Here is a 19,540-nt window from a genome sequence, read left to right as displayed (position 1 = left end):
TAATGAGAAAAATTTGGACTGGATTTATTGCAGTAGTGGTATTATCATTTATTGCATTAATATGGGTAGGTACAGAAATTTACCAAACCCAACCCCCTATACCTGAAACAGTAAAAGTTAACGGAAGTAATGAAACTATATATACAAAAAAAGATATTCAAGATGGACAAAATATATGGGAGTCTATTGGAGGAATGGAAGTGGGTTCTATTTGGGGACACGGAAGTTATGTAGCTCCAGACTGGACAGCAGATTGGATTCATAAAGAAGCGGTTTATTTATTAGACTATTGGGCTAAAAAAGACTTCAACAAAAATTATAATGCTTTAGATGAAGAAAATAAAGCTGCTTTAAAAGCACGTTTGGTAAAAAACATTAGAACTAATACGTTTAATGAAAAAGACCAATCAATAACAATTTCAAAAGAGCGAAAAGAAGCTATTGAAGCAAACGCTGCACACTATGCGAATATCTTTTCAAAAGGTCATGAAAAATATGCTATTCCTGAAGGTGCTTTAACCGATACTGAAAAACTAGCTAAGCTTAATGCCTTTTTATTCTGGACTTCATGGGCAGCCAGTACAGAAAGACCAGATCAGGAATATACCTATACTTCAAACTGGCCTCACGAACCATTAATTAACAATACAATTACTCCAGATTCTCAAATTTGGTCTGGGTTCTCAATAATTTTATTACTACTGTTTATAGGTGTACTAACCTATTATTACATCCGAAATCATGAAAAAGGAGAAGCAGTAACAAACCCAAGCAACGACCCTTTACTAGACCTAAAACTATTTAGATCTCAAAAAGCCGTATTAAAATACTTTTTAGTCATTTCACTCTTGATCGTATTACAAGTTGTTTTGGGTATTGTTACTGTACATTACACAGTAGAAGGACAAGCTTTCTTTGGTTTTAACTTATCTGAATACCTTCCGTATTCAATCTCTAGAACATGGCATACACAACTTGCTGTATTTTGGATTGCCGCTACCTGGTTAGCAACAGGATTATTCTTAGCTCCAATTATTAGTGGTAAAGAAATGAAATATCAAGTTTTTGGTATCAATTTCTTATTTATTGCCCTATTAATAATTGTACTAGGCTCTATGCTAGGAGAATGGTTAGGTGTACACCAATTTTTAGATTTAACGACTAATTTCTTCTTTGGTCATCAAGGATACGAATACATGGATCTGGGTAGATTCTGGCAAATTTTCTTAGGTATCGGTTTAATATTATGGGTAGTTATGGTTGGTAGACATGTGCTGTATGGTATCCGTAAAAAAGACGACTCAAAACACTTGCTTTCTATCCTATTAATAGCTGTAGTTGCTATCGGTATGTTCTTTTTCTCTGGATTAATGTATGGAGAAAACAGTTCATTACCTGTAATTAATTATTGGAGATGGTGGCTCGTACACCTATGGGTAGAAGGATTCTTTGAGGTATTTGCTACAGTAATTATTGCCTATATTTTCTCTCGAATGAAAATTATTTCAACACATACAGCAGGCAAAACAGCTATAGCTTCTGCTACTATTTTCTTAGCAGGAGGTATTATTGGTACCTTACATCATCTATATTATTCAGGAACACCTGTACAAGCCATTGCTTTAGGAGCTACATTTAGTGCTTTAGAAGTAGTACCATTAACCTTAATGGGGTTTGAAATTAGAGAAAACTGGAATTTATTAAAAAAGAATGCTTGGATTCAACGTTATAAATGGCCAATTTTCTTCTTCATTGCAGTTGCGTTTTGGAACATGGTAGGTGCTGGTGTCTTCGGATTTTTGATTAACCCTCCTATTGCTCTATACTACATCCAAGGGTTAAACACTACAGCTGTACATGCTCATACTGCTTTATTTGGAGTGTATGGAATGTTAGGTATGGGCTTTATTTTAATCTGTTTACGCTTGTATTCAAATATTTCTTGGAACGAAAAACTGGTAAAAAATGCCTTTTGGTTTTTAAATGGCGGATTGGTTTTAATGGTCATCTTAAGCTTACTTCCAGTAGGTATCATTCAGGCATATACTTCAATTACCAAAGGATATTCTTTTGCTAGGGACCCTGAATTATTATACAACCCTACAGTGCAAACCTTAAAATGGATGCGAATGATAGGAGATATTGTATTCTCTCTTGGTATTGTGTGTTTCTGTTGGTTTGTAGTTAAGACAACGATTAACGCTATAAAACAAAAATCTTAACCCTCTTTACTTTATAAAAAGTCTGTGTAGGCCTCATCTATACAGACTTTTTTTATTACCCTATTTTCAGTGAGGTCATACTTAAAGAACCAGCCAATAACTTGTCATTAAAAAGCTGAACCTCTTCATTTTTTTGCTGTAATCCTAAACTGTAAATTAAAGGTAAATAATGGTCTGGTGTTGGAATTGCTAACTGAAATGCTTTTGACTGTTTTGTATAGTTAATCAATGGTTTAAAATTTCCTTCTAGCAAATATTTGTTAACTGTTTCTCTTGTTTCAATAGCCCAATCATATCCATAATCATCCTTATCAAAATTCTTCCAATCAACTAATCTTAGATTATGAACAATGTTTCCGCTGCCAATAATTAACACACCTTTTTGCCTTAATGAAGCTAGTTGTTTAGCCAATTCAAAATGATAATTGGCATCTTTGGTATAATCAATACTCAATTGAATTACTGGCACATCAGCCTTCGGATATAAATGTTTTAATACAGTCCAAGCACCATGATCTAATCCCCAATGCTCGTCTAATTCTACAAAATTAGGATGCAATAATTGTTTTGTTTCTTTAGCTAATTCAGGACTTCCACTAGCTGGATATTGTTGTTCAAATAATTCTTGTGGGAAACCTCCAAAATCGTGAATTGTTTTAGGCATTTCCATCGCAGTTACTTTTGTTCCTTTAGTAAACCAGTGTGCCGAAACACAAATAATCGCCTTGGGTTTGGGTAGTGTTTTTGAAATATTTTTAAAGCCTCTAGTAAACTCGTTTTCTTCAATAGCATTCATAGGACTCCCATGTCCCAAGAACAATACTGGCATTGTTTGAGAAGCCGGCAAACTATCTGATAACTTTTTTAAACCATTAAGTGTTCCCATACTCAAATTTACTGATGCTAACCCTAATAACTGTAAAAACGTTGTTCGTTTCATAGAGGGATTATTGATTACTTATATAATTAAAAACATACCCCAAACCAAAGTTTGAGGTATGCATACAATCTTAGTTGGGTTTTAAAAAACCAAATCAACTACCAAATCAAACTCGTCGTAAATTGCTTTATCTTTTAAACCATCAAAAAAGCTAGTAGAACCATATTTTACATTATACTTTGTTCTATCAATTTTTAATGAAGCTGTTGCTTTTCCTCCGTATACAGAAATTTCAAAAGTTACAGGATTTGTTTTATTCTTAACAGTCAAATCTGCTGTTACTTTGTATGAATTCTTTCCTTTAGCTTTCACCTTGGTAAAAACCAATTTTGCTGTTGGGTGATTATTTATACCAAAAAAATCGTCTGATTTTAAATGTCCTTCTAATTTCTTTTGGTAATCTCCTGATAAATCTGTTACCGCAATAGAAGTCATATCTATTACAAACTCCCCTCCTACTAATTTATCTTCATCAAAGTGTAAGGCTCCTGATTGTAAACTAACTGTTCCTTCATGAGAGCCAGTTACTTTATAACCTTTCCATACCACTTTACTCTCTTTAGTATTTACTTTCTTTATTTCTTTTGTAATGGTAGTAAACGATAGTGTTGCAAATGCTATTAATACTAACACTAAAGGATTTTTAAAATTTTTCATTGTTTATAGGTTTTAATTAATTTAAGATTAAATCTGCGTATTGTTTTGAGTTTACTTTAATATCTTCAAGCTTTGGGTTGTCATTTGCTCCGTAAAACACATGCGATGGCAAAACTTCTGATCCGCAAAACTGAAACGAAACGGTTACCGATTTTAATAAGTCTTCTAAAGATACAAAACTATTATAGGTTTCCTCGGTACCTCCTGTTGATACAGATAAACGGAATTTCTTTCCTTTTAACTTATCTCCTCCTGGACCAAAAGCCCAACCATATGTTAGTACCTCATCCATCCATTTTTTTAATAAAAAGGGAGTGTTAAACCAATGCAACGGAAATTGAATAACGATACTATCATGATTCAATAACAACTCTTGCTCTTTTGCTACATCAATATTTAAATCTGGATATTCTTTATATAATTGATGAATTGTTACTTTATCATCGTGCTGTTGCAGCTCATTTATCCAAGACTTATTTACGTTTGATTCCTCAATATTTGGGTGTGTTACAATTACTAAGTGTTTCATTCTTTTATTTTTACTTGTTTTTTATATCACAAAAGTATGTATATTTGCTATATAAAAGTAACTACTATACTTTAGTATACCAGTATACAAAAGTATACCAACCCAATAAACATGGAAACAGTTGTTCAAATGGAAGAGCTAAAAAGGTGCTCTGTTCAATATGTATTAGCATTAAGAGATACTTTAAATGTAATAAGCGGAAAATGGAAACTATCTATTATTGGTAGTTTGCTATACGGAAAAATGCGCTTTAAAGAACTACAACGAAACATCGGTAAAATTTCTCCGAGAATGCTATCTAAGGAATTAAAAGATTTGGAAGCTAACGGAATAATTAAACGTACCATTTACGATACTAATCCTGTTACTGTTGAATATGAATTAACAGAATCTGGAATGCGATTACATACTACCCTAGATGTTATGGTTAAGTGGGGAATTGAGCATAGAGAACTAACCTTAAAATAAGTTGACGCTTCTTTATTAATCTCTCAACATTACATAACGTCATTTCGAACAAATTCAACTGAAATAAACATAATTCCTTCAATGAAAGTGACTATCATTTCTAGATAGACTAAAAAACAAGTTAATGTGTAACTATATCTATACTATGATTTAGTTGTTTGTTGTAATATTTTATACAATGCTAATGAAGAGTTTTTTCCTGAACTCCAATTAAAATAGGCTTTTTTCATACAGCAAATATGCATAAAAAAACCTGCTTTTAGCAGGTTTGATTTTATTTCTTCTTTTGATTTAAAGGCACTGGTCTTTCTTGTTTTACTAATGGTTTTCCATGTAAATCAAAATCACCTGCATCAAAAATTTCTATATCAATAAACTCTCCTAGTTTAATATAGTGTTCACGAGCATCTACAATCACATCATTATCTACGTCTGGAGAATCGAACTCGGTACGCCCGTAATAGTATTCTCCATCTTTTCTATCGAATAAACATTTAAAGGTTTTCCCTATTTTTTCTTGATTCAATTCCCAAGAAATTTGAGACTGTACTTCCATAATTTCGTTTACTCGTCTGAACTTAACATCAGCAGGAACATCATCTTCTAAAACATATGCTCCTGTATTTTCTTCGTGTGAATATTCAAAAGCTCCTAAACGCTCAAAACGCATTTCTTCTACCCAATCTTTCAATTCCTGGAACTGCTCTTCTGTTTCTCCTGGATATCCAACAATCAATGTTGTACGAATTGCCATATTTGGCACTGCTTCTCGAAATTTATGAATCAATGAAGTCGTTTTTTCATGCGTTGTACCACGTTTCATCGATTTTAAAATTTCTGTGTTGATATGCTGTAACGGAATATCTAAATAATTACAAACCTTTGGTTCGTTCTTCATCACTTCTAATACATCCATTGGAAAACCTGTTGGAAAGGCATAGTGTAAACGAATCCATTCAATTCCATCAACTTTTACCAACTCTTTTAGTAAATCTGCTAAGGCACGCTTTTTATAGATATCTAATCCATAATAGGTTAAATCTTGTGCTATTAACATGATTTCCTTGATACCTTTTTCTGCCAACTTGGTAGCTTCTGTAACCAGATCTCCTATAGGAGTAGAAACATGTTTACCTCTCATTAATGGAATAGCACAAAACGAACACGGACGATCGCAACCTTCTGCAATTTTTAAATAGGCATAGTGCTCTGGAGTTGTAGTTAAACGCTCACCAATTAGCTCATGCTTATAATCAGCTTCTAAAACTTTTAATAAGTTTGGTAAATCGTGTGTACCAAAATACTGGTCTACATTCGTTATTTCAGCTTCTAAGTCTGGTTTGTAACGTTCACTTAAACAACCAGTAACAAACACTTTATCTACTTCACCTTCTTCTTTCTTCTGTGCGTAGTGTAAAATAGTTTCTACACTTTCTTCTTTGGCTTTACCAATAAAACCACACGTATTAATTACTACAATATTTCCATCATCATTTTCATCTTCATGAACCACTTCTTTACCATTGGCTTTTAACTGACCCATTAACACTTCACTATCGTAAACGTTTTTAGAGCAGCCTAAAGTAACTACGTTAATTTTATTTTGTTTTGTTGTTTTGGTACGCATACTATAAAAATTCGGTGTGCAAAGATACGTTTTAATTGAACTTCTTTAACTTTAAACCCTTAAAAATTAGTTTGATTCTTAGCCTTACTTTAGATAACTTCGCTGTTAATTGAACTTTATATTAAAAAATGGACGAACTCAAAAGATTGCTACATGACTTAATTGGACTTACTGAGAATGAGTTTCAAATATTTTATAATCGATTAGAAAGAAAAGAATACAAAGCAAAAACATTAGTTATTAAAGAAGGGAAAAAAGCGAAGGATTTATACTTTATTGAATCTGGTTTTTTTAGAACATTTAAAAATATAGAAGGTAAAGAGTTTACAACCTATTTTTCTTGTGATAAACACTTTATAACAGTTTTTGATAGTTTTATATACCAAACCCCTTCCCTTGAGTTTCTAGAGGCTATTGAAGACAGCGTAGTTTATAAAGTTTCTTTTGAAAGTTTAACTCAATTATATAAAGAATCTTCCAATTTTGAGAAATTTGGTAGAGTTTTAGCTGAGCAAAATCACCTTTGTGCACAACAAAGAGCTCTAACTATGCAAACAAAATCGGCTAAGAAAAAGTATTTAGACTTTATTAAAAACTATGATAAAAAAATTGTTTTAAGAGCTCCTCAATACCAAATCGCAAGTTTTCTTGGTATAGCTGCTGAATCTTTGAGTAGAATTCGAAAAGAAGTTACTATTTCCTAACATTTATCAAGATAGAAATAAATTGCTGTCATTTTCTTTGTCTTTATAAATTATAAAAACAAATACAATGAAAATTGCATCATTATTAAAATACGCTACATTATTAATCTTACTCATTTTTATAACCAGTGTTACTTTTAAATCGTGTTCAATTAATCCAGAAGCTTGGTCTCCTCCCACACCTCCTAAGTTAGTAGGCGCGCTTCTTGAAAATGAACTCTTAAGCTCAACCCAACACATCAATTTAGACGGTTGGTATGGCCCTGAGGATATTGCCGTAGACAAACAAGGAAACATATATTGTGGAGTACATATTTCTGAAACAGATTTTTCAGACGGTAGAATTTTAAAAATTGACACCTCAGGCAAAGTCTCTGTGTTTTGTAATACAGAATCTTGGGTTGCTGGTCTACATTTTGACAGCAATCAAAACCTAATTGCTTGCGATTTAGAAAGAGGCTTAATAAGTGTTGACAAAAATGGAAAAATCACAATTTTAGCAAGTGAAGATGAGCGCGGAAATAAATTTCTTATTCCCAACGATGTAGATATTGCCTCTGATGGAACTATTTATTTTACCAATACTTCTTCTAAAATTCCTTTTAGCAGAACACATATTTGGAAACTATTAATGGAAGCGAAACCCGATGGAGGTCTTTATAGTTACAATCCTAAAACTAAAGAAGTAAAAACACTCATAGATGGCACTTATTTTGGAAACGGTGTTGCGGTTTCTCAAAATGATGATTTTGTATTAATGGTGGATTTAGCTAAATACAGAATCCTTAGATACAGGTTAAAAGGTAGTAATAAAGGAACAACAGATGTTTTTCTAGACAACCTACCTGGTTTTCCTAATGGAATCTCTAGAAGAACCGATGGTAGCTTTTGGCTTGGTTTCTCAACTAAAAGAGATCCTTCTTTAGATGAAATACATTCTAAACCTCTTGTAAAAAAGTTAGTTTATGGTCTTCCTCTATTTTTACAACCTAAAGTAGCTCGCTATGGAATGATTATGCATTTGAGTGCTGATGGAGAGATTTTAAAAACTTATTATGACACGACTGGTAAAGTTGTGTCAGAAGCTAGTTCTGTTGAAGAGCATAATGGATATCTTTATCTCGGCGGAGATGTGTCTGGTCATATTGGAAAATACAAATTAGAAGATTAAAATAAAAACTCCCAAATTGGGAGTTTTATTTTATATGTAGTCCTATTAATGATAATTAACAGGAGTCTTTCTTACTTTTGTTAGTTGTTCAAATGTATGCCCTAGCTGCAATAATTCTTTTTCAGTAAAAGGTTTCCCTATAAACGTTAAACTAACAGGTTCTCCAGAGTTTTTATATCCCATAGGAACTGTTAATGTTGGGTACTTCGCTACTGCTGCAATACCAGAATGATAATTATTAATGGATAGAATAACATCTAAATTTTGAGTTTTTAAATCTTGTAAAAACTTCTTTCCGTTAAAACTCAAACTATCTTTTACGACTTTTAACTGTGCTAAAGTTGTTGTGTCTTTTAATATTCCTTCAAATAGCTGTTGTCCGTAAGGAGCTCTTTTAATAGAATCTTTTTTGTTGTATGCAACTACATCTTCTATACCTTTTACTGTTAGCTCTTTGTTTGCATAAGTAGATAGGTATTTAGGTAAATCATATTTCATATCTATATTTAACAGCGTAATAAATCCATCAAATGAAATTTCTGGTGGAGTTATCTCTATAATTTCTGCACCAGCTTCTTGTAACTTTTCTACACTTGTTTTATAAATAGAATCTGTTAATATAGGTTTTAGTACTCCTATTCTTTTTCCTTTAATTGTGTAACTTTCATTAAGTAATTCTTTAGGATTAAAATCTTCTATTTCTAAAGAAGCAGCATCTTCGTTATCTTTCCCAAGCATTGCTTCAAATAAAATAACATTATCTACTATGCTTTTAGTCATCGGCCCTGATGTATCTAACGTACTTGAAATCGGAACAATTCCTGAGCGACTTAAAACACCAATTGTTGGTTTTAACCCAACTACTGAGTTTTGGCTTGATGGTGAAGTTATAGACCCTGCTGTTTCTGTACCTACAGCAGCTACTGCATAGTTAGCTGCTACAGAAACTCCACTTCCTGAGCTAGAGCCTCCTGTTTCAAAAATTTTTCTTCCATAAGGGTTTAAGGTCTGTCCCCCTGTAGCGCTATAACCTAACGGGCAATCTTCACAAAAGAAATATGCCCATTCACTTAAGTTTACTTTTCCTAAAATCAACGCTCCTGCTTCTTTTAGTTTTTTGACAATAAAAGCATCGTTATCGGTTAAATTGTTTTGTAAGGCTACTGCTCCTGCTGTAGTTATCATTCCTTCTGCATCAATATTATCTTTTATTAAAATAGGAATTCCACTAAGCGAATATTCATTAACCTCATTAGCTTCTTTATCTTTTGCTCTCGCTTCTTCTAAAACCTTTGGGTTTAGTGATATAATTGCATTCAAATACTTTGTGCTATCACTTTCATATTTTCGAATTCTATATAAATAGAATAATGTTAGTTTTTCGTAGGTGAGTTTTTTATTTGTTATGCTTTTTTGAATAGTTGGAATATCTTTTTCTAAAATTAATGGTTTTAGTTGTTGATATTCTTCTTCTGAAAATTTTGATAGCTCCTTTTCAAAAGGTTTGAATTCTTTATTTAAATCTAAAAAATGAGACTGTAATAGCTTAAACTGCATTCTCTTCTTTTCATGCTTTTGCTGTGCTTCTATTTCTGAAGATCCATCATACTTTTTAAAGTACAATTTACTGGGTGTTTGCTTGCATGAATTAATAAATAAAGTGATTAATAGTAATAGTAGTATTTTTCTCATGGAGTCAAGTATTTGATTATCAAATGTAATTATAAAAAAACGAAAAGTTTCTTTTACTTTAAAAAGAAGCTTTCTCTTATATGAATTCAAATAACTTGCGGTTTACTAACTTTTACTTGGAGTAGTTGTTTACTACAAAGTCTCCCCAATCTGCAATAGACTGCACTACTGGAATCAATGTTTTTCCTAAATCAGTTAAAGAATATTCAACTTTTAAAGGAGGTTTTGATGTATACACCTTTCTTTTAATTACTCCATCCTCTTCCAACGACTTTAACTGCAAGCTTAGTGTTCGTTCTGTAACCATTGGAATTTCTTTTCTTAACTCACTATAACGGAGTGTTCCTTTTATTAAATGAAAAAGAATGACAGTTTTCCATTTTCCTCCAATAACCCCCATGGTAAGACTTGTGCAACAAGGAAACTCTTTTCCTTTAAATTTAAGTGTTTTAGATGTTTGTACCTCCATAACTTATACTATCCTTTTTGACCGTTATTGCAAAGATAAAATACTATAATTACTTTTGCTACTATAATTTTTATAGTTTAATTAAAAAAATAGAATATGAGCTTTATAACATTAATGCAGCAACGTTACACTACCAAAAAATACAATGCTTCAAAAAAAATTGAATCCGAAAAAATTAAAGAGTTGCAACAAGTTTTACAGCTAAGTCCTTCATCAATAAATAGTCAACCTTGGAAATTTATTTTTGTTTCTGATGCTGATACTAAACAACAACTTTCAGAGGTATCTTGGCTAAACACTAATAAGGTTCTTGAGAGCGACACTGTTGTTGTGTTTAACAGAATTAATGACATAACTTTATTTGAAAAACAAATTGAGAAAGAACTACCAGAAGGAGCTGTAAACTATTATAAAGAGTTTATAAAACCAAAACCTGAGGAAGAGATTAAAGCTTGGTTTGATAAGCAGGTATATTTAGCTTTAGGAGTCTTTTTAAGTGCTTGTGCTGAAATGGGAATTGATGCTACTCCAATGGAAGGTATTGAACCTGAAAATTATGACAAAATTTTGAATAACGAAGGTTATAACACTCTTGTTGCTGTAGCTATAGGTTATAGAGATGAAGAGGACTCTAACCAACCTGATAGAAAACCTAAATCGAGATTAGCTCTTGATAAGGTTATTGAGACAATTTAAAAAATAAAAAAACTCCCAAATTGGGAGTTTTTTTTATGATTGTTTTCTGTCTTTTCGGGAATAATATTACTTAAAGAAAGAATCTACAAATTCGTGTTTATTAAACACTTGTAAATCATCAATACCTTCTCCTACTCCGATATATTTAACTGGAATTTGGAATTGATCTGAAATACCAATTACCACTCCTCCTTTTGCTGTTCCGTCTAATTTTGTTACTGCCAATGAAGTAACTTCTGTTGCTTTAGTAAATTGTTTTGCTTGTTCAAAAGCATTTTGCCCTGTTGAACCATCTAACACTAACAATACATCGTGTGGTGCATCTGGTATTACTTTTTGCATTACACGCTTTATTTTTGTTAACTCATTCATTAGGTTTACTTTGTTATGTAAACGTCCTGCTGTGTCAATAATGATTACATCAGCATCTTGGTTAACTCCTGACTGTACGGTATCAAAAGCTACAGAGGCTGGGTCTGAGCCCATTTCTTGACGTACAATTGGTACATCTGTTCTATCTGCCCAAACTTGTAACTGGTCTATTGCTGCTGCTCTAAACGTATCAGCTGCTCCTAAAACCACTTTTAAACCTTTCTTTTTAAATTGTGAAGCTAACTTACCAATTGTAGTTGTTTTTCCTACTCCATTTACTCCTACAACCATTAAAACATATGGCTTTTTATTAGCTGGAATAGTAAACTCTGTTTCATCTCCTGTATTGGTTTCTGATAATAAACCTGCTATTTCTTCACGTAAGATTTGGTTTAATTCTTCAGTTCCTAAATACTTATCTCTAGATACACGTTCTTCTATTCTATCAATAATTTTTAAAGTTGTTTCAACTCCTACATCAGACGATACCAATACTTCTTCTAAATTATCTAATACATCATCATCAACCTTTGCTTTTCCTGCAACTGCTTTTGATAATTTAGAGAAAAAACTTGTTTTGGTTTTTTCTAACCCCTTATCTAAGGTTTCCTTTTTCTCTTTCGAGAAGATTTTCTTAAAAAAACTCATTCTTAAATTTTATAATCGCTTACATAGGTTAAAAACTATACCGTTTTATTAATACGGTCAAATTGTCATTACTCTTGCGTTAGGGATTGAGGCATTTGTTGAAGCTCTCCCGATGCTTCGGGAAGCGACTGCCGAAAGCCCGACCCGCTAGGGTAACGCCCAACTTATACTTATGTTGTTAATACCAACGTGTAAATATAAAAAAAGCTACTCTCTAATGAAAGTAGCTTTTCTTTAAACTGTATACAAGAATTACTTTTTTGCTAAAAAGTCACTTACTTGTGATGGATCCATAATAGCTTCAACAAATGTGTAAGCTCCAGATTTAGGAGACTTTACCATTTTGATAGCTTTGGTTAATCTTTTCGAACCTGTTTGTAACGATGCTACTGATTTCTTTGCCATTTTATATTAAAGTTTACGCCGTAGCTTATTATTTAATTTCTTTATGAACTGTCATCTTCTTTAAGATTGGATTAAATTTCTTTAATTCCATTCTATCAGGAGTATTCTTTTTGTTCTTTGTTGTAATATAACGAGAAGTTCCTGGTTGACCAGAAGCTTTATGCTCAGTACACTCTAAAATTACTTGAACTCTGTTTCCTTTTTTTGCCATCTCTCTAAAATTTTATCTAGTAAGGAATTATTTAGTTAAGAAACCTTTTTCTCTAGCTTCTTTAATAACCGCAGAGATTCCTTTTTTATTAATATTTTTTAATGCAGAAGCAGATACTTTTAAAGTTACCCATTTATCTTCTTCTGGAATATAGAAACGCTTAGTCATTAAATTAGCGTTAAATCTTCTTTTAGTTCTATTTAAAGCGTGAGATACATTATTACCTACCATCGCTTTTTTTCCTGTTAATTCACAAACTCTAGACATCTTCTTGACAGTTTTTAGTGTTATTTCTAAACGAGGTGCAAATTTATGCATTTTAATTTACTGCACAAAAATATTCTCGATTAAATTTTTAATTAATTTTAATCTTTTCAAAACTAGGTTCAGCATCTAACCTATTTGGAAGCGTAACGGCGGCAAAAATACTAATTTATTTTAATATGGCAGCCTGTAGTAGTTCTAAAGATTTGGTTACCGTTCTATTAATAACCTTTTCTCTCGGTTGCCCGAAATTAAACTCGTGAACTTCCACTCCACTTTGCGTTGCTATACCAATATACACCAAACCTACACTTTTGTCATTATGATCGGTTGTTGGGCCTGCATTTCCAGTTACAGCAATAGCAAAATCTGTTTGTAATTTTTCTAAACATCCTTTCGCCATTTCCTTTGCTACCTCTTTACTTACAACGGTAAACTTATCTATTGTTTCTTTAGAAACCCCAAGTAGTTGTTGTTTTAACGCAGCTGTATAAGTAACAAATCCACCCATAAAATAGGATGACGCCCCTGAAACGGAAACAATAGTTGATGCTATCTTTCCTCCTGTTAAACTTTCTGCAGTAGCTACAGTTTTACCATATTTTTTTAACAGTTTTCCTACCTCTTTTTCTAATGAGGTTTCATTATCATCACCTACAATTATCTCAGGAATTAATTCATATAGTGCAGCAACTTGCTTCTCCATCTCTTTCGTTAACAAATCTTCATCATTTCCTTTAGCTGATAATCGTAAACGAACACTTCCGTAAGATGGTAAATATGCTAATTTTATAAAATCTGGTAAACTATCTTCCCAATCAGAAATTCTTTCAGCAATAATTGTTTCACCTGTACCAACAGTCATAATTGTTCTATGTGAAATAAATGGTAATTTAAAAGTAGACTGCAACTTAGGCAGTACACTATACTTCATTAACCCTTTCATTTCATAAGGAACTCCTGGAAGTGATACAAAAACCGTATTGTTTTCATAAAACCACATTCCAGGTGCTGTTCCTAAACGATTCATTAATAATGTTGCTTTTGATGGAAGCTGTGCTTGGTACTTCTGAATTTCGTTGAACGGGTGATTAACTTTTTTGAATAAATTTTTAATATTATCGACCACCTCTGGATATTCAACAATCTTATTATCTTGAAAATATTCAGCAATTGTTTTTTTTGTGATATCGTCTCTGGTAGGACCTAATCCTCCAGTTATTATCACAATATCTGCTCTACTTTCTGCTTCTTTTAGCGCATTTAATATGTGTTGTTTTTCATCCTGAATTGAGGAGATTTGATAAACCGAAATTCCAATTTTATTAAGTTCTTGACCAATCCATTGAGAATTGGTATCTACAATTTGTCCGATAAGGATTTCATCTCCTATCGTAATGATTTCTGCATTCATTTATATATCTAAAAAAGAATCCCGCCGAAGCGGGATATATTTTATTTTACTTTTATTTGAAAAGCTTGTTTCCCTTCAATAGTTCCTGTTAAAATATCATTTTCTGCTACTTTCCCAACTCCTGCAGGAGTTCCTGTAAAAATGATATCTCCTTTTTTTAAGGTAAAATATTGTGACACATAACTAATCAATTCATCAATTTTCCACAACATACTAGATGTATTTCCATCTTGCACAACCTCATCGTTCTTCTGTAATTGAAAAGATAAGTTTTCTAAGTCAAAATCTTCTTTTGGAAAAAACTCTCCTACAATAGCACTACCATCAAAAGCTTTTGCTTTTTCCCAAGGCAATCCTTTTTCTTTACATTGTGCTTGCACATCACGAGCTGTAAAATCAATCCCTAATCCAACAGTGTCGTAATACTTGTGTGCAAATTTTGGAGAAATATGTTTTCCTACTTTGTTTATTTTTACCAATACTTCTACCTCATAATGAATATCATTTGAAAATGGTGGAATGAAAAATGGCATTTTCTTAGGAAGAATAGCCGAATCTGGCTTTAAGAAAACCACTGGGTTTTCTGGTCTTTCATTTGCTAATTCTTCTATATGTTTTGCGTAATTACGCCCTATGCAAATTATTTTCAATGTTGATTTGTTTTACGTTTAACTTAGAGATTTCTCACATTCGTTCGAAATGACAATCCACAACTGATAACTGATAACTGATAACTGATAACTGATAACTGATTTTAAGGTATCCAAGTTTTAGGGAAATTTGGCTTACGTTTTTCTAAAAACGCATCACGTCCTTCTTTAGCTTCATCTGTCATATATGCTAAACGAGTTACTTCTCCTGCAAATACTTGTTGTCCTACCATTCCGTCGTCCGTTAAATTCATTGCGAACTTTAACATTTTAATAGAGGTTGGTGATTTTGCTAAGATTTCTTGTGCCCAATCAAAAGCTGTTTGCTCTAACTCGTCATGAGGAATTACTGCATTTACCATCCCCATTTCATAAGCTTCTTGTGCTGTGTAATTTCTTCCTAAGAAAAAGATTTCACGAGCCTTCTTTTGTCCTACCATTTTAGCTAAATAAGCAGAACCATATCCTGCATCGAACGAAGTTACATCTGCATCAGTTTGTTTAAAAATAGCATGTTCTTTACTCGCCAAGGTTAAATCACAAGTTACATGTAAACTGTGTCCTCCACCTACTGCCCAACCTGGAACAACACAAATTACTGCTTTTGGCATAAAACGTATTAAACGTTGTACTTCTAAAATATTCAAACGGTGGTAACCATCATCTCCAACATATCCTTGATGTCCACGTGCATTTTGATCTCCTCCAGAACAGAAACTCCAAACTCCATCTTTAGTTGATGGTCCTTCAGCAGATAATAATACAACTCCAATATTAGTATCTTCATGTGCGTCATGAAATGCATCTAATAACTCTGAAGTAGTTTTTGGTCGAAACGCATTACGTACATTTGGTCTGTTAAATGCTATTCTTGCAACGTTGTGTGACTTTTTATAGGTAATATCTTCGTACTCTTTGGCAACTTTCCAGTCTGGTTGTATCATAATTTTAAAATATTGTCGTTATTTAGTTGTACAAAAATAACATAATAACTTTATTTTTCTTTTCTATATTTGAACGATATAATTTACCCCAATATGAAACAAGTATATTTATTATTTACCTTATTAATTAGTACTAGTCTTTTTTCTCAAAAAATTGTTACTCAAAAAGTCAATTCGAAAGAGTTAGGAAAAGATAGAAACATAAAAATCTACCTTCCTAAAGGATATGATGTAGACGAAACTACTAACTACCCTCTTGCTATTGTTTTAGGTGATGAGTACCTTTTTGATTTATATGTGGGAAATGCTAAGCTTTATGCTAATGTTGATAAAGCGCCAAGACAAATTGTGGTAGGAGTTGATATGAAGAGTACTTATGGAAAAGATATTTCTATTATACCTTCTAATAATTCCTTAACAAGTACTGGTGTACATTTTTTTAATTTTATTAAACATGAATTGATTCCTTTTATGGAAGGGAATTTTAGAACTTCTCCTTTTATGACAATTGTTGGTGAAGGAAAGGCTGCTAATTTTATCACTCATTATTTAAAAGATGAAAAGCCTGTTTTTAATTCTTATATCTGTATTACACCTGATTTTCCTCAGTTTGCTCCTGCAATAATGGAGTCGTACTCTCTTAACAGATTAGGTTCTATAGACAACACTTACTTTTTGTACACTAGTAATAATAAAAAGTATATTGATACTAAACAATATAATCGATTTAGTGATATTAGAACTTTGTTAACATCATATGAAGCTAAAAACTTTAATGTTATTTTTGATGAGTTTGATTCTTCTCCTAGCTATTTAGCTATGATTGGAGAAACCATTCCTAGAGCTTTTACACAAATGTTTAGTTTATATTCTAAGATTACTAAAGAGGAATATGAAACTAATGTTAAAGATTTAGCTCCTTTAGACGCTATTAAATACGTAGAGAAAAAATATTTAGATATTCAATATTTATACGGTTCTAACTTAAATGTTCGTTTGGATGATATTTTTGTTATTGAAGATATTGTAATTGACAGACAAGATGGTGATTACCTTAGAGTTTTAGGTGATTTTGTAATGATAAAGTATCCTGATTCTCACATGGGTGATTTTTACATAGGTAAGTATTACGAGTTAGGAAAAGACTATGAAAAAGCTGATTTTTATTACAAAGCTGCTTATGGTAAAATGGATCCTTCTGACCCTAATGCTAATGCTTTTTACGAAAATATTAAACGTGTAAACGATTTAATGGGAAGTAAAAAGAAAGAAGAAATTAAAAATAATGACGAGGAAATTATTGAAGAGAAGGAAGGACAAGAATAGGTTATTTTAACACTATTCTGTCTTCTTGTAATTCTATTTTTTTACTCTTATACAAGCTGCCAATAGCTCTCTTGAATGCTTTTTTACTCATTTGTAAGTGAAATTTAATTGATTCAGGAGAGCTTTTATCTGTTAATAACAAAAAGCCTTTTTCTTCTAACTTTTTAAGTATTTTATCTATATCTGAATCAATTACATTTTTAAATCCTTGAGGACGCAGTGATACATCAATTTTCTCATCTTCACGTATCTTTTTAATATACCCTACTGTTCGCATCCCTTCTTCTACATCACTAAAAACTTCATTGTTATATAGCAAACCTTCATAAGCTTCATTAATCAAAACGGTGTAACCTAAAGCGGTTTGAACACCAATTACTAAATCTACCTTATCACCTTCTTTTAATTCCATCTTATAAGTTTTTAAAATAGTTTTTTAAAACTACATCATTTATTTCTTTTGGGGTAAAAACCTCCATTATTTTTGGTTGATTCGATTCTGAATAAAACGAAGTCAAACTTGTTTGCAAGCTCTTTAAATCTTTTACTTGAACATATTCAAAACCATACATTTTTGACAAATATTCAGCGTTTAAACCATGTGGTGTCTCAAAATACTTCGTAGCATTTGTTGTTAATGGACCTGGTATGTACCTAAAAATTCCACCTCCTGCATTGTTTAAAATAATAATTCTAAAATTCTTCGGTATATTGGTATTCCACAATGCGTTGCTATCGTAAAAGAAACTTAAATCTCCTGTTATAAATACTGTTTGATTTTTTGAAGCAAATGCTGCTCCTACAGCTGTACTTGTGCTTCCATCAATTCCACTTGTTCCTCTGTTGCAAAATACTTGCAGCGTAGAGTTTACATCAAACAATTGCGAGTACCTGATTATAGAACTATTACTAATTTGTACTTGTGAATTATCAGGAATATTATTTAAAATAACCTCAAAAGATTTTAAATCCGAATATTCACAACTTTTCAAATATTCTTCATGCTTAATAGCTCTATGTTTTTTCTCTTCCAGCCATCTTGTTTGATAATCACTATCTACATTTTTCTTTTCCTGTGAGAGTTCTGTTAAAAATGCAACTGGTTTTATTTGTATAAACTCAGACAAACAATGATAAGTATCCATTGCCTTTAACTCATCAACATGCCAATGATGTTTTGGCTGTAACTTTCGTAAGAATTGTTTTATTCTTTTTGATATTACCATTCCTCCTAAAGTAACTAATACTTCAGGTTGTAGTTCTTTATACTCGTCTTCAGTTAACTTAGATATTAATTTATCAATACTATTAATAAATTTTGGATGGTATACGTTTGATGTTGTTTCTGTAAACACTAAAACAGAGGTATCTTCCGCATACACATTCAATATTTTTTGAAGTTCAGTATCTGGAAAGCTACTTCCTACCAAAATCATTTTTTTAGTTGAAGTATTCCAAATAGAAGTTAACTTGTTTAAATCAACAAACTGCTTCTTTTTACTCGCAATAACACTTGAAAAATCAAAAGATGTTAGTTCTTCTACTGTTTCATATAAAGGCTCATCAAACGGAACATTGATATGAACTGGTCCATTTTGAGTGATTGAAGTTTGTAATGCTTCAATTAATAAACTGATATTATTTTTTAACTGACTTTCTTCTTCAATCAAATTAGCCGAAAACAAAATATGGTTTTCAAACACATTTTCTTGACGAATAGTTTGTCCGTCACCAATATCAATTAAATGCTTAGGTCTATCTGCTGAAATTACAACTAATGGAATATTGCTATAAAAAGCTTCTGCTATTGCAGGATAATAATTCAACAAAGCTGATCCTGAAGAACATACAATAGCTACAGGTTGTTGCTTTTGTTGTGCTATTCCCATTGCAAAAAAGGCTGCACAACGCTCATCTACTACACTTAGTGCTTCTATTCCTGGATGATTTGAAAATCCAACAGTAAGCGGTGCATTACGAGAGCCTGGTGAAATTACAACAGTATCAATATTAAATTGATTACATGCTGAAACTACTAATTGTGCGAGTTCTTTTTTTGGGTACATATCTTTTTAAAAATGAGATTCCCGCTTTCGCGGGAATAACAAAATACTAAAACCTACTTTGTTGG

General features: G+C 32.1%; 21 protein-coding genes. 6 read left to right on the top strand and 15 right to left on the bottom strand.

All coding sequences use genetic code 11. The annotated features are described in order from the left end of the window. The first annotated feature begins 2 nt into the window (after positions 1-2). Entirely contained in the window at positions 3-2,222 is a 2,220-nt protein-coding gene (locus tag VBY68_RS00190; protein WP_415268488.1) for a nitric-oxide reductase large subunit, read from the top strand. A gap of 55 nt (positions 2,223-2,277) precedes the next feature. Here the strand turns inward: VBY68_RS00190 and ygiD are convergent, their stop codons facing one another. The 3 genes from ygiD to VBY68_RS00175 form a co-directional block, all read right to left on the bottom strand. Next, a complete protein-coding gene (gene ygiD / locus VBY68_RS00185; RefSeq protein WP_415268517.1) occupies positions 2,278-3,108 on the bottom strand; it encodes a 4,5-DOPA-extradiol-dioxygenase in 831 nt (276 codons plus the stop codon). 135 nt (positions 3,109-3,243) lie between these two features. Then, a complete protein-coding gene (locus VBY68_RS00180) occupies positions 3,244-3,819 on the bottom strand; it encodes a YceI family protein (RefSeq protein ID WP_415268487.1) in 576 nt (191 codons plus the stop codon). Positions 3,820-3,835: 16 nt separating this feature from the next. Beyond that, positions 3,836-4,348, bottom strand: a complete 513-nt coding sequence (locus VBY68_RS00175) for an NAD(P)H-dependent oxidoreductase (RefSeq protein WP_099213873.1) — start codon at positions 4,346-4,348, stop codon at positions 3,836-3,838. A 111-nt stretch (positions 4,349-4,459) separates the two neighbouring features. On the opposite strand from VBY68_RS00175, the gene VBY68_RS00170 reads away from it, so the two are divergent. Next, complete coding sequence (locus VBY68_RS00170; RefSeq protein ID WP_099213874.1) at positions 4,460-4,816, top strand: winged helix-turn-helix transcriptional regulator; 357 nt, start codon at positions 4,460-4,462, stop codon at positions 4,814-4,816. Between the two features lie 274 nt (positions 4,817-5,090). On the opposite strand, the gene rimO is transcribed toward VBY68_RS00170, so the two are convergent. Beyond that, a complete protein-coding gene (rimO, locus tag VBY68_RS00165) occupies positions 5,091-6,443 on the bottom strand; it encodes a 30S ribosomal protein S12 methylthiotransferase RimO (RefSeq protein WP_415268486.1) in 1,353 nt (450 codons plus the stop codon). A gap of 128 nt (positions 6,444-6,571) precedes the next feature. On the opposite strand from rimO, the gene VBY68_RS00160 reads away from it, so the two are divergent. Further along, positions 6,572-7,147 (top strand): Crp/Fnr family transcriptional regulator, encoded by a 576-nt coding sequence (locus VBY68_RS00160; protein ID WP_121147035.1) that lies wholly within the window; start codon positions 6,572-6,574, stop codon positions 7,145-7,147. A 67-nt stretch (positions 7,148-7,214) separates the two neighbouring features. After that, on the top strand, positions 7,215-8,318 hold the full coding sequence (locus VBY68_RS00155; RefSeq protein WP_415268485.1) for an SMP-30/gluconolactonase/LRE family protein: 1,104 nt from the start codon (positions 7,215-7,217) through the stop codon (positions 8,316-8,318). A gap of 45 nt (positions 8,319-8,363) precedes the next feature. On the opposite strand, the gene VBY68_RS00150 is transcribed toward VBY68_RS00155, so the two are convergent. Both VBY68_RS00150 and VBY68_RS00145 read right to left on the bottom strand, forming a co-directional pair. Further along, positions 8,364-10,010, bottom strand: coding sequence for an amidase family protein (locus VBY68_RS00150; RefSeq protein ID WP_415268484.1), 1,647 nt, complete (start codon positions 10,008-10,010; stop codon positions 8,364-8,366). A gap of 112 nt (positions 10,011-10,122) precedes the next feature. Beyond that, positions 10,123-10,479: a winged helix-turn-helix transcriptional regulator gene (locus VBY68_RS00145; RefSeq protein WP_099216540.1), complete on the bottom strand. Its 357-nt coding sequence runs from the start codon at positions 10,477-10,479 to the stop codon at positions 10,123-10,125. Positions 10,480-10,575: 96 nt separating this feature from the next. Between VBY68_RS00145 and VBY68_RS00140 the strand changes: the two genes are divergently transcribed. Continuing rightward, positions 10,576-11,175, top strand: coding sequence for a nitroreductase family protein (locus VBY68_RS00140; protein WP_415268483.1), 600 nt, complete (start codon positions 10,576-10,578; stop codon positions 11,173-11,175). Between the two features lie 66 nt (positions 11,176-11,241). Here VBY68_RS00140 and ftsY read toward each other — a convergent pair whose 3' ends face one another. The 7 genes from ftsY to VBY68_RS00105 all read right to left on the bottom strand — a co-directional run bounded on the left by ftsY (position 11,242) and on the right by VBY68_RS00105 (position 16,083). Further along, a complete protein-coding gene (gene ftsY, locus VBY68_RS00135) occupies positions 11,242-12,195 on the bottom strand; it encodes a signal recognition particle-docking protein FtsY (protein WP_121147031.1) in 954 nt (317 codons plus the stop codon). Positions 12,196-12,447: 252 nt separating this feature from the next. Further along, on the bottom strand, positions 12,448-12,600 hold the full coding sequence (locus tag VBY68_RS00130; RefSeq protein ID WP_099216543.1) for a DUF4295 domain-containing protein: 153 nt from the start codon (positions 12,598-12,600) through the stop codon (positions 12,448-12,450). 28 nt (positions 12,601-12,628) lie between these two features. Then, positions 12,629-12,811 carry a 50S ribosomal protein L33 gene (gene rpmG, locus VBY68_RS00125; RefSeq protein WP_013070733.1) on the bottom strand — a complete coding sequence of 61 codons (183 nt, stop codon included), beginning with the start codon at positions 12,809-12,811 and terminating at the stop codon, positions 12,629-12,631. Between the two features lie 27 nt (positions 12,812-12,838). Next, positions 12,839-13,078: a 50S ribosomal protein L28 gene (gene rpmB, locus VBY68_RS00120; RefSeq protein ID WP_047790661.1), complete on the bottom strand. Its 240-nt coding sequence runs from the start codon at positions 13,076-13,078 to the stop codon at positions 12,839-12,841. A 166-nt stretch (positions 13,079-13,244) separates the two neighbouring features. After that, positions 13,245-14,489 (bottom strand): competence/damage-inducible protein A, encoded by a 1,245-nt coding sequence (locus VBY68_RS00115; RefSeq protein ID WP_121147030.1) that lies wholly within the window; start codon positions 14,487-14,489, stop codon positions 13,245-13,247. Positions 14,490-14,530: 41 nt separating this feature from the next. Further along, complete coding sequence (locus tag VBY68_RS00110) at positions 14,531-15,139, bottom strand: fumarylacetoacetate hydrolase family protein (protein ID WP_099216545.1); 609 nt, start codon at positions 15,137-15,139, stop codon at positions 14,531-14,533. Positions 15,140-15,243: 104 nt separating this feature from the next. After that, positions 15,244-16,083 (bottom strand): 1,4-dihydroxy-2-naphthoyl-CoA synthase, encoded by an 840-nt coding sequence (locus VBY68_RS00105; protein ID WP_099216546.1) that lies wholly within the window; start codon positions 16,081-16,083, stop codon positions 15,244-15,246. A gap of 93 nt (positions 16,084-16,176) precedes the next feature. Between VBY68_RS00105 and VBY68_RS00100 the strand changes: the two genes are divergently transcribed. Continuing rightward, a complete protein-coding gene (locus VBY68_RS00100) occupies positions 16,177-17,409 on the top strand; it encodes an alpha/beta hydrolase-fold protein (protein ID WP_415268482.1) in 1,233 nt (410 codons plus the stop codon). A gap of 1 nt (position 17,410) precedes the next feature. Here VBY68_RS00100 and VBY68_RS00095 read toward each other — a convergent pair whose 3' ends face one another. Together VBY68_RS00095 and menD are read right to left on the bottom strand one after the other, a co-directional pair. Beyond that, positions 17,411-17,821: a S1 RNA-binding domain-containing protein gene (locus tag VBY68_RS00095; protein WP_099216548.1), complete on the bottom strand. Its 411-nt coding sequence runs from the start codon at positions 17,819-17,821 to the stop codon at positions 17,411-17,413. 1 nt (position 17,822) lies between these two features. Then, positions 17,823-19,475, bottom strand: coding sequence for a 2-succinyl-5-enolpyruvyl-6-hydroxy-3-cyclohexene-1-carboxylic-acid synthase (gene menD, locus VBY68_RS00090; protein WP_415268481.1), 1,653 nt, complete (start codon positions 19,473-19,475; stop codon positions 17,823-17,825). Between the last annotated feature and the right edge of the window lie 65 nt (positions 19,476-19,540).

This window comes from Tenacibaculum ascidiaceicola (assembly GCF_047470925.1).
GTDB lineage: Bacteria > Bacteroidota > Bacteroidia > Flavobacteriales > Flavobacteriaceae > Polaribacter > Polaribacter discolor.
This window is presented reverse-complemented; position numbering and strand designations above follow the sequence as displayed.

Coding starts and splice junctions, on each gene's coding strand:
- VBY68_RS00095 (WP_099216548.1), bottom strand. CDS start 17,821: ATGGAATTAAAAGAAGGTGATAAGGTAGATTTAGTAATTGGTGTTCAA.
- VBY68_RS00100 (WP_415268482.1), top strand. CDS start 16,177: ATGAAACAAGTATATTTATTATTTACCTTATTAATTAGTACTAGTCTT.
- VBY68_RS00140 (WP_415268483.1), top strand. CDS start 10,576: ATGAGCTTTATAACATTAATGCAGCAACGTTACACTACCAAAAAATAC.
- VBY68_RS00115 (WP_121147030.1), bottom strand. CDS start 14,489: ATGAATGCAGAAATCATTACGATAGGAGATGAAATCCTTATCGGACAA.
- VBY68_RS00130 (WP_099216543.1), bottom strand. CDS start 12,600: ATGGCAAAGAAATCAGTAGCATCGTTACAAACAGGTTCGAAAAGATTA.
- VBY68_RS00190 (WP_415268488.1), top strand. CDS start 3: ATGAGAAAAATTTGGACTGGATTTATTGCAGTAGTGGTATTATCATTT.
- VBY68_RS00150 (WP_415268484.1), bottom strand. CDS start 10,010: ATGAGAAAAATACTACTATTACTATTAATCACTTTATTTATTAATTCA.
- VBY68_RS00145 (WP_099216540.1), bottom strand. CDS start 10,479: ATGGAGGTACAAACATCTAAAACACTTAAATTTAAAGGAAAAGAGTTT.
- VBY68_RS00155 (WP_415268485.1), top strand. CDS start 7,215: ATGAAAATTGCATCATTATTAAAATACGCTACATTATTAATCTTACTC.
- VBY68_RS00160 (WP_121147035.1), top strand. CDS start 6,572: ATGGACGAACTCAAAAGATTGCTACATGACTTAATTGGACTTACTGAG.
- rpmB (WP_047790661.1), bottom strand. CDS start 13,078: ATGTCTAGAGTTTGTGAATTAACAGGAAAAAAAGCGATGGTAGGTAAT.
- rpmG (WP_013070733.1), bottom strand. CDS start 12,811: ATGGCAAAAAAAGGAAACAGAGTTCAAGTAATTTTAGAGTGTACTGAG.
- ftsY (WP_121147031.1), bottom strand. CDS start 12,195: ATGAGTTTTTTTAAGAAAATCTTCTCGAAAGAGAAAAAGGAAACCTTA.
- VBY68_RS00105 (WP_099216546.1), bottom strand. CDS start 16,083: ATGATACAACCAGACTGGAAAGTTGCCAAAGAGTACGAAGATATTACC.
- VBY68_RS00170 (WP_099213874.1), top strand. CDS start 4,460: ATGGAAACAGTTGTTCAAATGGAAGAGCTAAAAAGGTGCTCTGTTCAA.
- ygiD (WP_415268517.1), bottom strand. CDS start 3,108: ATGGGAACACTTAATGGTTTAAAAAAGTTATCAGATAGTTTGCCGGCT.
- rimO (WP_415268486.1), bottom strand. CDS start 6,443: ATGCGTACCAAAACAACAAAACAAAATAAAATTAACGTAGTTACTTTA.
- menD (WP_415268481.1), bottom strand. CDS start 19,475: ATGTACCCAAAAAAAGAACTCGCACAATTAGTAGTTTCAGCATGTAAT.
- VBY68_RS00180 (WP_415268487.1), bottom strand. CDS start 3,819: ATGAAAAATTTTAAAAATCCTTTAGTGTTAGTATTAATAGCATTTGCA.
- VBY68_RS00175 (WP_099213873.1), bottom strand. CDS start 4,348: ATGAAACACTTAGTAATTGTAACACACCCAAATATTGAGGAATCAAAC.